This window comes from Stutzerimonas sp. C6.4V (assembly GCF_058536345.1).
Window position 1 is genome coordinate 2,744,431 of sequence record NZ_JBZUBM010000001.1, and the last position, 13,707, is coordinate 2,758,137.

The 13,707-nt window shown below is 61.1% G+C and carries 15 protein-coding genes; 7 read left to right on the forward strand and 8 right to left on the reverse strand.

The window, feature by feature from the left end; genetic code table 11:
• Window positions 1-22: 22 nt before the first annotated feature.
• The 5 genes from AC4LFW_RS12830 (at window position 23) to AC4LFW_RS12850 (ending at window position 3,553) form a co-directional block, all read left to right on the forward strand.
• Window positions 23-1,051 (forward strand): RnfABCDGE type electron transport complex subunit D, encoded by a 1,029-nt coding sequence (locus tag AC4LFW_RS12830; RefSeq protein ID WP_491819459.1) that lies wholly within the window; start codon window positions 23-25, stop codon window positions 1,049-1,051.
• A 1-nt stretch (window position 1,052) separates the two neighbouring features.
• Window positions 1,053-1,820, forward strand: a complete 768-nt coding sequence (gene rsxG / locus AC4LFW_RS12835) for an electron transport complex subunit RsxG (RefSeq protein WP_491819461.1) — start codon at window positions 1,053-1,055, stop codon at window positions 1,818-1,820.
• Window positions 1,817-2,530: an electron transport complex subunit E gene (locus AC4LFW_RS12840; protein ID WP_491819462.1), complete on the forward strand. Its 714-nt coding sequence runs from the start codon at window positions 1,817-1,819 to the stop codon at window positions 2,528-2,530. Before rsxG ends, AC4LFW_RS12840 begins: the two co-directional genes overlap by 4 nt.
• Before the next feature lie 94 nt (window positions 2,531-2,624).
• Entirely contained in the window at window positions 2,625-3,263 is a 639-nt protein-coding gene (gene nth / locus AC4LFW_RS12845) for an endonuclease III (protein WP_148926659.1), read from the forward strand.
• A gap of 110 nt (window positions 3,264-3,373) precedes the next feature.
• Window positions 3,374-3,553, forward strand: coding sequence for a PA3496 family putative envelope integrity protein (locus tag AC4LFW_RS12850; RefSeq protein WP_491819464.1), 180 nt, complete (start codon window positions 3,374-3,376; stop codon window positions 3,551-3,553).
• Between the two features lie 41 nt (window positions 3,554-3,594).
• On the opposite strand, the gene gloA is transcribed toward AC4LFW_RS12850, so the two are convergent.
• From gloA to AC4LFW_RS12865, 3 genes are all read right to left on the reverse strand, one after another.
• Complete coding sequence (gene gloA, locus AC4LFW_RS12855; RefSeq protein WP_491819465.1) at window positions 3,595-3,987, reverse strand: lactoylglutathione lyase; 393 nt, start codon at window positions 3,985-3,987, stop codon at window positions 3,595-3,597.
• Window positions 3,988-4,082: 95 nt separating this feature from the next.
• Window positions 4,083-5,300 (reverse strand): argininosuccinate synthase, encoded by a 1,218-nt coding sequence (locus tag AC4LFW_RS12860; RefSeq protein ID WP_491819466.1) that lies wholly within the window; start codon window positions 5,298-5,300, stop codon window positions 4,083-4,085.
• 85 nt (window positions 5,301-5,385) lie between these two features.
• Window positions 5,386-6,279, reverse strand: a complete 894-nt coding sequence (locus tag AC4LFW_RS12865) for a flagellar protein MotY (RefSeq protein WP_491819467.1) — start codon at window positions 6,277-6,279, stop codon at window positions 5,386-5,388.
• Between the two features lie 171 nt (window positions 6,280-6,450).
• On the opposite strand from AC4LFW_RS12865, the gene pyrC reads away from it, so the two are divergent.
• Window positions 6,451-7,494, forward strand: coding sequence for a dihydroorotase (gene pyrC / locus AC4LFW_RS12870; RefSeq protein WP_491819468.1), 1,044 nt, complete (start codon window positions 6,451-6,453; stop codon window positions 7,492-7,494).
• On the forward strand, window positions 7,491-8,165 hold the full coding sequence (rnt, locus tag AC4LFW_RS12875) for a ribonuclease T (protein WP_491819469.1): 675 nt from the start codon (window positions 7,491-7,493) through the stop codon (window positions 8,163-8,165). Before pyrC ends, rnt begins: the two co-directional genes overlap by 4 nt.
• A gap of 121 nt (window positions 8,166-8,286) precedes the next feature.
• Here the strand turns inward: rnt and thrC are convergent, their stop codons facing one another.
• The 5 genes from thrC to xerD all read right to left on the reverse strand — a co-directional run bounded on the left by thrC (window position 8,287) and on the right by xerD (window position 13,561).
• A complete protein-coding gene (gene thrC / locus AC4LFW_RS12880; protein ID WP_491819470.1) occupies window positions 8,287-9,696 on the reverse strand; it encodes a threonine synthase in 1,410 nt (469 codons plus the stop codon).
• Between the two features lie 78 nt (window positions 9,697-9,774).
• Complete coding sequence (locus AC4LFW_RS12885) at window positions 9,775-11,079, reverse strand: homoserine dehydrogenase (RefSeq protein WP_491819472.1); 1,305 nt, start codon at window positions 11,077-11,079, stop codon at window positions 9,775-9,777.
• 128 nt (window positions 11,080-11,207) lie between these two features.
• Window positions 11,208-11,705 carry a GFA family protein gene (locus tag AC4LFW_RS12890; protein WP_491819474.1) on the reverse strand — a complete coding sequence of 166 codons (498 nt, stop codon included), beginning with the start codon at window positions 11,703-11,705 and terminating at the stop codon, window positions 11,208-11,210.
• Window positions 11,706-11,795: 90 nt separating this feature from the next.
• The gene (locus AC4LFW_RS12895) at window positions 11,796-12,524 is read right to left on the reverse strand and encodes a thioredoxin fold domain-containing protein (RefSeq protein WP_491819475.1); all 729 of its coding nucleotides are present in this window, start codon (window positions 12,522-12,524) and stop codon (window positions 11,796-11,798) included.
• A 140-nt stretch (window positions 12,525-12,664) separates the two neighbouring features.
• Entirely contained in the window at window positions 12,665-13,561 is an 897-nt protein-coding gene (gene xerD, locus AC4LFW_RS12900; RefSeq protein WP_491820221.1) for a site-specific tyrosine recombinase XerD, read from the reverse strand.
• Window positions 13,562-13,707 lie beyond the last annotated feature (146 nt).

Here is a 13,707-nt window from a genome sequence, read left to right on the forward strand (position 1 = left end):
CCGAGCACTAACCGGAGAGCCAATGGCCCTGCCCCGCATCACCTCACCGCACACCACAGGCAACAACCGCACCCAGCGGGTCATGCTGCTCGTGCTGGGCGCCACGCTGCCCGGCGTGCTTGCGCTCAGCTGGCTATACGGCGCCGGCACCCTCATCAACCTGATCTGGGCCAGCGCCGTGGCATTGGGTTGCGAGGCGCTTGTTCTGCGGCTGCGCCAGCGTCCTGTACAGTTTTTCCTGAAGGATGGCACCGCCCTGGTAACAGCCGTCCTGCTGGCACTGGCACTTCCGCCCTATTCGCCCTGGTGGCTGACGCTGATTGCGACCGCCAGCGCCATAGTGTTCGGCAAGCAACTTTACGGCGGCCTGGGCCAAAACCCGTTCAATCCGGCGATGATCGGCTATGTGGTGGTACTGGTCTCGTTTCCTGTCGAAATGACCACCTGGCCAGTGCCCCACGCGGTCGGCCTGGGCGCTGGGCTGCAACACATTCTGGGTGTCGTCTCGCTCCCGGATGGCTGGACGCAGGCCACCGCACTCGACGTGCTCAAGGTCAACAAGAGCCTGACCGTCGACGAACTCTGGGCCAATCCTGCCTTCGGACATTTCGGTGGTATCGGATCGGAAGTGGTGAACCTGGCCTTTCTGGCGGGTGGTTTGTTCCTGCTACACAAGCGACTGTTCAGCTGGCATGCGCCGGTCGGCATGCTCGCGGCGCTGGCCTTGATGAGCCTGCTGTTCTGGAACGGCTCAGGCTCCGACAGCCACGGCTCCCCACTGTTTCACCTGCTCAGCGGCGCGACCATGCTCGGTGCGTTCTTCATCGTCACCGACCCGGTCAGTGGCGCCACCAGCAATCGCGGTCGGCTGATCTTCGGCATTGGGGTCGGCATCCTTGTCTATGTGATCCGTGCCTGGGGTGGCTACCCGGATGGCGTTGCCTTCGCCGTGCTCCTGATGAACCTGTCGGCCCCCACCATCGATTACTACACCCGACCGCGCACCTACGGCCACCGCAAGGCCGAGCGCGGCTTCAAACTGGGCGAATGACATGATCCTGCGCGAACTCAGCCGCTCGATGTTCAAGAACAGCCTCGTCCTGGGACTGTTTGCGATTGTTACCGTTGGTGCCGTGACGCTGCTGCAGCAGGTCACCGCTGAACGCATCCAGGCTTCCGAGCGTGCCGCGCAGCTGCGCGCCTTGAACGAGATCTTGCCAAGGGACAGCTACGACAATCAATTGCTCGACAACAGCGTGGAGGTGCAGGATCCGCTGCTCGGCACGCGGCAGCCAATGCCGGCCTATATCGCGAGCAAAAACGGCCAGCCAAACGCGGTGATACTTCAGGTCATTGCCCCGGATGGCTACAGCGGTGCCATCCATCTGCTGGTCGGGGTGGGGGTAACTGGCGAGATTGCCGGCGTACGAGTGGTCGCGCATCGTGAAACACCCGGTCTGGGCGACAAGATCGAGCTGGCGAAGAGCCCATGGATACGCAGCTTCGAAAACCGCTCCCTGAATGACCCGGAGCCATCCGGCTGGGCGGTCAGAAAGGACCGGGGAACGTTCGACCAGTTCGCCGGAGCCACCATCACGCCACGTGCCGTGGTCGGCGCGGTCCATCGTGCGCTGCAGTATTTCGAGGCGCACAAGCAGGAGCTGCTCACAGCGGATACCGCATCGATCACAGCCGAACAAGCGCTTGAAGAAAAGGTAGAGCCCGACGAGGTGACCACCCACTCACGGGCCGGTGCCGCTGCAACCCGAGACACATTGCAAACCTCCGATCCACTGGGGCAAGAAGGCCAGAAACCATGACCAATCCAAGCTACCGCGAGCTGAGCGTCAATGGCCTGTGGAAAAACAACCCCGCCTTGGTCCAGCTGCTCGGGCTGTGCCCGTTGCTCGGCGTGAGCAACTCGGCAGTAAATGCCTTGGGCCTCGGACTGGCCACAGCGCTGGTGCTGATCTGCTCGAACATCGCCGTGTCGCTGGTGCGGGGGGTGGTCAACACTGCCGTGCGCCTGCCGGCCTTCGTCATGATCATCGCCGCGCTGACCACTTGCATCGAACTGCTCATGCAGGCCTATACCTATGAGCTGTATCAGATACTTGGCATCTTCATCCCGCTGATCACCACCAACTGCGTGATCCTCGGCCGTGCCGACGGCTTTGCGGCCAAGCACAACCCCCTGATTGCCGGCTTCGATGGCTTGCTGATGGGGCTCGGCTTCGCCCTGGTGTTGCTTGCCCTGGGCGGCGTACGTGAACTGCTGGGCACCGGCGCGTTGTTTGCCAACATGCACCTGCTGTTTGGCCAGGCTGCCGCCAATTGGCAGCTCACCCTGGTCAGCGATTACAAGGGTTTTCTATTGGCGACCCTGCCGCCCGGCGCTTTTATCGTGCTGGGCCTGCTGATCGCACTAAAGAACCGTATCGACCAACAGCTTGCCGAGCGCGCCAAGGCGACGCAGCCGGACGAACCGGCACAGAGCCGGCGCGTACGTGTCACCGGGGTCATCGAATGAAGTCGCAAACTGCAGATTCCAATCAACAAGCAGGAGCGAAACCTAACCTGCGTGGGTGCTCCTCCCGATACCTGACCAAGGTGGGGGTGTACCCGTGAACGCCGCAAAACGACTGGAGATCTTCCGTCGCTTTCATGAAGACAACCCCGAGCCCAAAACCGAACTGGCCTACAGCACTCCGTTCGAGCTCTTGATTGCCGTGATCCTCTCGGCCCAGGCCACCGACGTGGGCGTCAACAAGGCAACGGCCAAACTTTACCCTGTCGCCAACACCCCCGAGGCCATCTATGCGCTCGGCTATGACGGCCTCTGCAGCTACATCAAGACCATCGGGCTTTATCCAAGCAAGGCCAAGAACGTTCTTGAGACCTGCCGCATCCTGATCGAACAACACGACAGCCAGGTGCCTGATAACCGTGAGGCCCTCGAGGCGCTACCGGGCGTTGGCCGCAAAACGGCCAATGTGGTGCTGAACACGGCGTTTCGCCAATTCACCATGGCAGTCGACACCCACATCTTCCGTGTCGCCAACCGCACCAGAATTGCGCCCGGCAAGAACGTGCTCGAGGTCGAGCGCAAACTGGTCAAATTCGTGCCGAAGGATTATCTCCTGGACGCCCATCACTGGCTGATCCTGCACGGGCGCTACGTCTGCAAGGCGCGCAGGCCGCAATGCGGAAGCTGTCGTATCGAGGATCTCTGTGAATACAAGCACAAGACCTCAGACGATTGAGCCGCCAAACAGAAAGCCTATCGCCTGATTGAAAAAATCTTTTTTACGGCTGTCATTTTTGTCGCTATAAGGTGCGCCAATAGCGCGCCTCTGCCGTGGAGTAAGAACAAGTGTCCGAGAAAGAAGATATCCAGATAGAAGACGATTTCGTTGCCGATGATGAAGACGATACCACTGAGGCGCCGGTAGAGGTAGCCAAGACCAACCTGACCAAGCGCCGGATCATCGATAACCTGCTCGAAGAACGTCGACTGCAGAAACAACTGAACGAGTTCGACTTTGACCTGTGAACAAAAAGCCCCTTGACGGGGCTTTTTGTTCAGCTAAGAGCCTAGTCGCGCCGTGAAGGCGACAGGAGCTCGACCTTGTAGCCATCTGGATCTTCGATGAACGCCAGGATGCTGGTGCCGTGTTTCATCGGGCCCGGCTCACGGGTGATCTTACCGCCCCGGCTGCGAATGTCCTCGCAGGCCTTGTAGACATCCTCGACTTCCAATGCGATATGGCCGTAACCGTCGCCAAGATCGTAGGTTTCGACGCCCCAGTTATGGGTCAGCTCCAGCACGCTGTTATGCGCTTCGTCACCGTAGCCGACGAAGGCCAGCGTGAATTTTCCTTCCGGATAATCCTTGCTTCGCAGCAGGGTCATGCCCAGCACTTCGGTATAGAAGGCGATGGATCGGTCCATATCGCCGACTCGCAGCATGGTATGCAGCAGTCTCATGGTTTTCTCTCCTCATTCGACAAGGCGTGTTGCGGTGCAGAAAGCATAACCCCGGCTTGTGGCCGGGGTTAGTCAGGTGCGACAGGACAGTCAGGTCAGAACTGTGTGCGGCCCTTGTTCGCGGCAATGCGCATGCGCAGCGCGTTGAGCTTGATGAAGCCACCCGCGTCGGCTTGATCGTAGGCTCCCGCATCGTCTTCGAAGGTTGCGATGTTGGCATCGAACAGCGAGTCATCGGACTTGCGGCCAGTAACGATGACATTGCCCTTGTAGAGCTTCAGACGGACCACACCGTTTACATTGACCTGTGACGCGTCGATCATCTGCTGCAGCATGCTGCGCTCGGGGCTCCACCAGTAGCCGTTGTAGATCAGGCTGGCGTACTTGGGCATCAGCTCGTCTTTCAGGTGAGCGACTTCCCGGTCGAGGGTGATGGATTCGATGGCGCGGTGGCCCTTGAGCATGATGGTGCCGCCGGGGGTTTCGTAGCAGCCGCGAGACTTCATGCCTACGTAGCGGTTCTCGACGATGTCCAGTCGACCGATGCCGTTCTCGCCGCCGACCTTGTTCAGGTAGGTCAGGACTTCGGCCGGCGTCATGTCCTTGCCGTCGATGGCAACGATGTCGCCCTTGCGGTAGGTCAGCTCGATGTAGGTTGGAGTGTCCGGCGCGGTCTCGGGCGAGCGGGTCCAGCGCCACATGTCTTCTTCGTGCTCGGTCCAGGTGTCTTCCAACACGCCGCCTTCATACGAGATATGCAGCAGGTTGGCATCCATGGAATACGGCGACTTCTTCTTGCCGTGGCGCTCGATCGGGATCTCGTGGCTGGCGGCGTAGTCCATCAGCTTTTCACGCGAGAGCAGATCCCACTCGCGCCAGGGCGCGATTACCTTGACGCCGGGCTTGAGCGCGTAGGCGCCCAGCTCGAAACGGACCTGATCGTTGCCCTTGCCGGTAGCACCGTGGGAGATGGCGTCGGCGCCGGTCTCGTTGGCGATCTCGATCAGGCGCTTGGCGATCAGCGGACGGGCAATGGAGGTACCCAGCAGGTACTCGCCTTCGTAGACGGTGTTGGCACGGAACATGGGGAACACGAAATCGCGAACGAACTCTTCGCGCAGGTCGTCGATATAGATCTCTTTGACGCCCATGGCCTTGGCCTTGGCTCGGGCTGGCTCGACTTCCTCACCCTGACCGAGGTCAGCGGTAAAGGTCACCACTTCGCAGTTGTAGGTATCTTGCAGCCACTTGAGGATCACCGAGGTGTCCAGGCCACCGGAATACGCCAGGACCACCTTCTTTACGTCGGCCATTGCCATCCACTCCCGGGATTGTAAGGAAAGCGGCGATTCTACTGGTCATGGAGTCCCTTTTACAGGGGAACGAGACTCAAGGTGCTCAGGACGAGGGAACAGCTGCTTCCGCTGCAGCGGTGACGGCTGCCGGCGCCCGATCCAGACGGACAGTGACACGCCGGTTCCTGGCTCGATTGGCTTCGCTGTTATTGGCGACCAGCGGATAGCGCTCGCCATGGAAACGCAGCGTGATCTGCTCCTTGGGCACGCCATTGGCGATCAGGTAGGCCTCGACCGCCAGCGCACGACGGCGGGACAGGTCGCGGTTGGTCAGGCGGTTGCCGCTGTTGTCCGAGTGGCCATCGAGCTGGATTCGGTTGACACTCGGATCGGCCTTGAGAAATTGCAGGATGATATCGAGCCTGGCCTGCCCTGACCGGTCCAGAACAATGTCGCCCGCCGGAAAGCCGATCTGGGACTGACGGATCTGATCGAAGTTGACGGGCAGCAATTTTGCGTTGCAGGCACGGAAATCCTCATAGGCCTTGGCGAAACGTGCCGGGAGCAACCGGACTTCGAGCGCCTCGCCGCCGTGCAAGGTGCGATGGCGAACCAGCGGGCTACGACCTTCCAGCAGTCCCGCCAGTAGACGACCGGCCTGCAGTGCAGAACTGTTGAACGCAATGTCGTCCCTGGCAACCGACACCACCCCTAGATTGATATCGCTGCGTTGCGGCTGCCAGGGCGCGGCAGCCGCCAGCAGGGTGGCCGAGCCGCTGCCCAACCAGCGGTCAGGTGAGCGCAGCCGAAAGGTCGCCTGCTCGCCAGCGCGCCGGACAAACTCTCCCGCGCCGAATCCGGCGACCGGCTGGCTCAAACGGCACTCGAACTGATCCCCCTCAACCTGCCACAGCACGTTCTCCAGGCGTGTCTGGAAAGTGATGGCATTGGCCGGCGAGGCCAGAAGGCAAGCCATGATCAAGGGGCGCAGGCGCACTGGAGGCTCCACGGGCTGTGTGTACAAAGGGGTATCGGTGCGTCCGGCAGAAACTTGAACCACCGTCCAGTCAGCCCCGCCAATACCGGCAAGCGCCCCTGTCTCACCTTCGGCGATTTTTTCGCGCGTTTCCGGTAGCATTCCCGCACGTTTTACCGCCTGGAAATCTGCATGTCCGACCGACTGACACTACTGCGCCCCGACGATTGGCACATCCACCTGCGCGACGGCGCAGCGTTGCCGCATACCGTGGCGGACGCCGCACGCCAGTTCGCGCGCGCCATCATCATGCCGAACCTGGTGCCGCCAGTACGCAATGCCGCCGAGGCGGACAGCTATCGCCAGCGCATCCTCGCCGCCCGTCCGCACGGCAATGCGTTCGAGCCGCTGATGGTGCTCTACCTCACCGATGGCACGCAGCCCGACGATATTCGCGCCGCCAAGGCCAGCGGCTATGTGTTTGCCGCCAAGCTCTACCCGGCTGGCGCCACCACCAATTCGGCATCCGGCGTCACGCGCATCGAGAACATCTTTGGGGTACTGGAAACCATGGCAGAGGTTGGCCTGCCGCTGCTGGTCCATGGTGAGGTGACGCGTTCGGAAGTCGATATATTCGATCGTGAGAAGTACTTCATCGACGAACAGCTGAGCAAGATAACCGAGCGATTCCCGACGCTCAAAGTGGTGTTCGAGCACATCACTACGCGTGACGCGGTGCAGTTCGTCGAAACAGCGAGCGGCAACGTCGGTGCTACGATCACTGCCCATCACCTGCTCTACAACCGCAACCACATGCTGGTAGGCGGCATCCGCCCGCACTTTTTCTGTCTGCCTATCCTCAAGCGCAACGTGCATCAGGAAGCGCTGCTCGATGCAGCCACCAGCGGCAATCCAAAGTTCTTTCTCGGCACCGACTCGGCACCGCACGCCCAGCACGCCAAGGAAAACGCATGCGGTTGTGCCGGTTGCTATACCGCGTTCGCGGCCATAGAGCTCTATGCCGAAGCGTTCGAACAGCGTAACGCTCTGAACCGCCTCGAAGCCTTTGCCAGCCATTTCGGCGCCGACTTCTATGGCTTGCCGCGCAATACCGACACGATCTCCCTGGTGCGCGAGTCGTGGAGCGTCCCGGGCAGCCTGCCGTTTGGCGAACACAAGCTGGTGCCCTTGCGGGCCGGCGAGACCCTGCAATGGCGACTGGAGACAAGCGCATGAGTGACGAGCAGTTCGACGACGAACTCGAAGGAAACGTCCCAGGCAAGCCTCGGTCGGCCATGGCACGGCGCTTCCGTGGCTTCCTGCCGGTGGTGGTGGATGTAGAGTGCGGCGGCTTCAACTGTGCAACCGACGCCCTTCTGGAAATCGCCGCCGTGACCATCGGCATGGATGAACAGGGTCTGCTCTATCCCCAGGACACCCTTTTCTTTAGGGTCGAACCCTTCGCTGGTGCCAATATCGAAGCCGCCGCGCTGGAATTCACGGGCATCAAGCTCGACCACCCGCTACGCATGGCTGTTCCTGAATCCCAGGCGATGAACGAGATCATCCGCAGCGTGCGCAAGGCAGTCAAATCGGCCGGCTGCAAGCGCGCCATCCTTGTTGGCCACAACAGCAGTTTCGACCTCGGCTTTCTCAATGCCGCAATTGCGCGCTGCGATATCAAGCGCAACCCCTTCCACCCTTTTTCCAGTTTTGACACGGCGACCCTGGCCGGCCTCGCCTATGGCCAGACCGTTCTGGCCAAGGCCTGCCAGGCGGCGGGGATCGACTTCGATGGTCGCGAAGCACATTCGGCCCGCTATGACACCGAGAAGACAGCCGAGCTGTTCTGCGGAATCGTCAACCGCTGGCGAGAGATGGGCGGCTGGGAAGAGTTCGACGAATAGTTAAAAGACACGCAGTCTGGAGGCGAACGCCTTAGTCAGCACGGCGGGAATGCTGCAACAAGAAAAGCCGGGTGCCGGGCGCTCGTCCGACCCTCCGGCTTTTTTTGTTCAATGTCTGGCGTTACAACGGCTTGCCGCGATTACCGTGTTCGCTGACGAAGGCCTGCATGGCCTTGAGGTCGTTTGGCAGCACGGTGCAACGCTCAGGACGTTCGAACAGGTCGGCAAGGTGAGCCGGAAGCTCCAACGCCTTGCCAACACCCGCCTTTTCCACTGCCTCGGGGAATTTCACCGGGTGAGCGGTGCCCAGCGTTACCATGGGTGTCGCCAGGCTGCGGCGGCACTCACGGGCGGCATAAACGCCGATGGCCGTATGCGGATCCAGCAATTCGCCGGTGGCCTCGAACACGTCGGCGATGGTCTTGCAGGTCTGCTCGTCGTCAACTGCCAGGGAGTCGAACAGTCTCCGCGCTTCGGTCCAGCGCTCTTCATCGACCGATAGCGTGCCACTGGCCTTGAACGCGCTCATCAGCTCGGCAACCGCAGCACCGTTGCGCCCGTGCAGGTCGAACAGCAGGCGCTCGAAGTTCGAGGAGACCATGATGTCCATGGACGGCGACAGTGACGGATGCAGAGTGTCCTTGTCGTAGCGGTTGCCACTCATGAAACGATGCAGGATGTCGTTGCGGTTGGTGGCGACTACCAGCTGGCTGACCGGCAGCCCCATGTTTCGCGCCAGGTAACCGGCGAAAATGTCGCCGAAGTTGCCGGTCGGCACCGAGAAGGCCACGGAGCGCGCCGGGCCACCGAGCTGGAGCGCGGCATGGAAGTAGTAAACGATCTGGGCCATGATTCGAGCCCAGTTGATCGAATTCACCGCCACCAGGCGAGTTCCCTTGAGGAAGCCCTGGTCAGCGAAGCTGTCCTTGACCATCTCCTGGCAGTCGTCGAAGTTGCCTTCGACGGCAATGTTGTGAATGTTATCGCCGAAGATGGTGGTCATCTGGCGGCGCTGGACTTCGGAAACCCGGTTGTGCGGATGAAGGATGAAAATGTCGACATTGTCGCAGCGCCGGCAGCCTTCGATGGCCGCCGAACCGGTATCACCCGAGGTCGCGCCGATGATGACGACCCGCTCCCCTCGCTTTGACAGCACATAGTCAAGCAGTCGGCCAAGCAGCTGCAGGGCGAAGTCCTTGAACGCCAGGGTCGGCCCATGGAACAGCTCCAGCACCCACTCGTTCGCATCGAGCTGCCGCAGCGGGGCGACTGCGCTATGGGCGAAAACACCATAGGTGTCTTCCAGAATCTGCTTGAAATCGGCGTCCGGGATGCTGCCGGCAACAAAGGGCCGCATCACCCTGAATGCCAGCTCGTGGTACGGCAGACCGGCCCAGGAGGAAATCTCCTCGACGGTGAAGCGCGGCAGGTTTTCCGGCACATAGAGGCCGCCATCGCTTGCCAGTCCGGCAAGCAGCACGTCTTCGAAGTTCAACGCGGGCGCCTGGCCCCGGGTACTGATGTAACGCATGATTAATGCCTCAAAAAGCCGATAAGGGCGTGGGGGTGGAGGCTGAACGAGTGATCCGTCAGCCTTCAGCCCTGCGCCTCAAGCGAGTTGTTCGACACGGATCCGCACGACGTTGCCAACCACGTCGGCAAGCGCTTCCAGCGCGGCAATGGCATCGTCGATTCGCTGCTCAACCACGCGGTGCGTGACCAGGATGACCGGCACCAGCCCGTCCTGGACTTCAGCTTCCTTCTGCATGATCGACTCGATGTTGATGCCACGCTCGGAGAGGATCGTCGCCACCTGCGCCAGCACACCCGGATGGTCCTTGGCCTGGATGCGCAGATAATAAGCGCTCTCACATGCGCTGATCGGCAGGATGGGATGGGCCGACAAGGAGTCGGGCTGGAACGCCAGATGAGGTACACGGTTGTTCGGATCAGTGGTCAGCGCCCTGGCGACATCGACCAGGTCTGCGACAACCGCCGAAGCGGTCGGCTCCATACCTGCACCGGCGCCGTAGTAGAGGGTCGCACCTACGGCATCCCCATTGACCATCACTGCGTTCATCACGCCGTTGACGTTGGCGATCAGACGGTCGGCCGGGATCAGCGTGGGATGCACCCGCAATTCGATACCCGACTCGGTGCTGCGCGCGACGCCCAGGTGTTTGATGCGATAGCCAAGGGCTTCGGCGTAGTTGACGTCAGCGGTCGTCAGCTGGGAGATGCCTTCGGTGTAGGCCTTGTCGAACTGCAACGGCACGCCGAAGGCGATGGAGGCAAGAATGGTCAGCTTGTGAGCCGCGTCGATACCCTCGACATCGAAAGTCGGATCAGCTTCGGCATAGCCTAGTTCCTGCGCTTCCTTGAGCACGTCCTCGAAGGTACGGCCCTTTTCGCGCATCTCAGTGAGGATGAAGTTACCCGTGCCGTTGATGATGCCGGCCAGCCAGTTGATCTGATTGCCAGCAAGCCCTTCGCGAATGGCCTTGATGACCGGAACACCACCGGCAACCGACGCCTCGAACGCAACGATGACGCCCTTCTCCCGCGCCTTGGCGAAGATTTCGTTTCCATGCACAGCGATCAGGGCCTTGTTCGCCGTCACGACGTGCTTGCCGTTTTCGATAGCCTTGACCACCAGCTCGCGGGCCAGGGTATACCCGCCGATCAGCTCGACCACAATGTCGATGTCGGGGTTGTTGGCGACATCGAAGATGTCGGCGGTAATGGGGATGTCGCCGGTGTCGCACTTGGGGTTCGCATGACGAGCGGCAATCTGCGCAACCTCGATGCCGCGCCCGGCGCGACGGGCGATTTCAGCAGCGTTGCGCTTGAGCACGTTAAAGGTTCCGCCGCCGACGGTTCCAAGCCCACAGATGCCAACTTTCACCGGTTTCAAGCTGCACTCCCCATTGCCTGCGAACGACCGGACAAAGCGGCCGAACAAAAGAGTCGCACATTACGAAGCGCACGGGATTTAGTCAAATCCACTGGCCGGCCCAGCCCGCCCGGCAATCAGCGAGTCTTTCAGTCTGAGTTGCGACGCAAACCGAGCCGGTCGTGCCATTGCGCCAATGACTCATCCGGGTACTCGGCGAAGCAGCGGTCGTCGGGGCCGATCTGAGGCTCAACCCAGGAGGCCTTTGACCCCAACATCAAGTGCGTCGACTCGGGAGGCCTGGGAAGCTCGGTGTCGATGGCAGATGCGTGGGGATGAACGAGATCCGGCCAGTTCGGATCCCATAACCAGAGGGCGCTTCCGCAGTGCTTGCAAAAATGCCGTTGCCCATCGCTAACCTGGCTGTTGCCATTTTCATCGTCAGGCATCCGCGCCCTGTATACGCCCAGGTGCTCGCGCCCTTCGATCTGCAGCGTACGGTAGTCACCGCCGAGATTGATGGCATACCCACCCCCACCCGCCGTCTTGCGACAGATGGAGCAATAACAACGCATGAACGGGTAGGGTTCGGCAGATTCCAGCGAGAATTGCACGGACTTGCAATGACAGGAACCTTCAAGCTTCATGTTCGCCACCTCCTCAAATGCTTATCTGATTTGAGTGCCGGGAGCCGAACAGTTCACCGGGCCCAGGCCAGCCAAGGCCCGGGCAGCGTTCTAGTTGGCCTTGAAAAGTGCCAGTTCCGCCAGCTGGGGCGCGGGCTGATAGCCAGGAATGACCTGACCATTGGCAAGCACGATGGCAGGCGTACCCTGTACGCCGATCAGCTGACCGAGCTCGTACTGTTCGGCGACCGGGTTGTCACAGCTGGCGGCCGGGACGTCTTCGCGCGCCTTGGCCTTGTTCATCGCCGCCTGGCGATCCTTGGCACACCAGACGCTTGCCAGGGTATTGGCGCCATGGCTGCCCATGCCCTGTCGGGGAAAGGCCATATAGCGGACCTCAACGCCCAGGCGGTTGAGCTCCGGCACTTCGCTGTGCAGCTTTTGGCAATAGCCGCAGTCCGTATCGGTGAAAACGGTGATGTGGGTCTTGGGCTTGTCCGGTGCGAACACCACCATCTTGCTGGTGGGCACGGCGTCGATCGCATCAGCCACCGACCGGCTCTGTGCCTGCTCTGTCAGGTTGGTCGCCTGGCCGTCCTTGAACTGGAACATGTAGCCCTGGATCACGAACTGACCGTCGGCGCTGGCATACAACTGACGGCCGCCCTTGAGCTGCACCTGATAGACACCATCCATGGGGCTTTCGGCGATTGCTTCAATGGGCATGCCCGGCTGAATAGCATTGAGCGATTGACGAATCGCCTGTTCGGCATCTGCGGCCAGGACGACAGAGCTGGTGAGCCCGAGGGTCACGGCAGCGAGGATACGATTCACGCGCATGGGGTCTCCTGGCGACTTCGATCGAAGAGAAGGTCGCAGATTAGCACAGCCCCCCAATCACAGCGCACCTGGCCAGTTATCAGTCGTCGACTTTGTGGGCCGCCACGCAGCCAGACGCGGTGGCAGCCCCTATCACGCGCTCAACCGCGCGGGTGATGCCGTGCATGCATGTCCTGCAAGCGCGCGCGGGCGATGTGCGTATAGATCTGGGTTGTGGAAAGATCGCTGTGGCCCAGCAGCATCTGCACGGTGCGCAGGTCCGCCCCGTGGTTGAGCAAATGGGTAGCGAATGCATGACGCAACGTGTGCGGTGAAAGCGTGGATGCGATCCCGGCGACCCTGGCGTGCAGCTTGATTCGATGCCAGAAGGTTTGGCGGGTCATCTGGTCGCCGCGCTGACTGGGAAACACCACATCGCTGGCCTTTCCTTTTAGCAATTCATGACGGGCGTCGCGCAGATAGCGTGCGAGCCAGTGCATGGCCTCCTCACCCAGCGGCACCAGCCGCTCCTTGTTGCCCTTGCCAAGGGTTCTCAATACGCCCTGACGCAGATTGATCTGCTCCAGGGTGAGACCTACCAGCTCGGTGACACGTAGCCCGCAGGCATAGAGCACCTCAAGCATCGCCCGGTCACGCAACCCAAGCGGATCGCCAGGATCCGGGGCAGCAAGCAACGCCTCCACGTCGGCTTCGGACAATGACTTGGGCAACGGCCGTCCGAGCCGCGGCATGTCGATACGCAGTGTCGGATCCGTGCTGATCGAGCCTTCGCGCAGAAGGAAACGGTAAAACCCACGAAGCCCCGATAGCAGCCGGGCCGAGGAGCGCGCCTTGTACTCGTTCGCCAGCCGCCAGGAAAGATAGTCCAGGATCACGTCGCGACCGGCGCTTTGCAGCTGAACGCCACGCTCGTCGAGCCAGCCATTGAACAATGCGAGATCGCTTCGATAGGCCTCGCGGGTGTTGTCCGACAAGCCCTTTTCGAGCCAGAGGGCGTCGAGAAAGCGATCGATAACAGGGTCGTCTAGGGGCGGCATGATTAGAGAGGGACACGAAAGGCAGGGCGGCAATCTTTTCATAGCCTGCTGCTGGCTGCCAGCTGCCGCCGCGCGAGCGGACCTGATTCGACCGCGCATTGTCGAACCCTTAGCCGAGCCTCTGACGAGATCCGGCCAGCCTGACA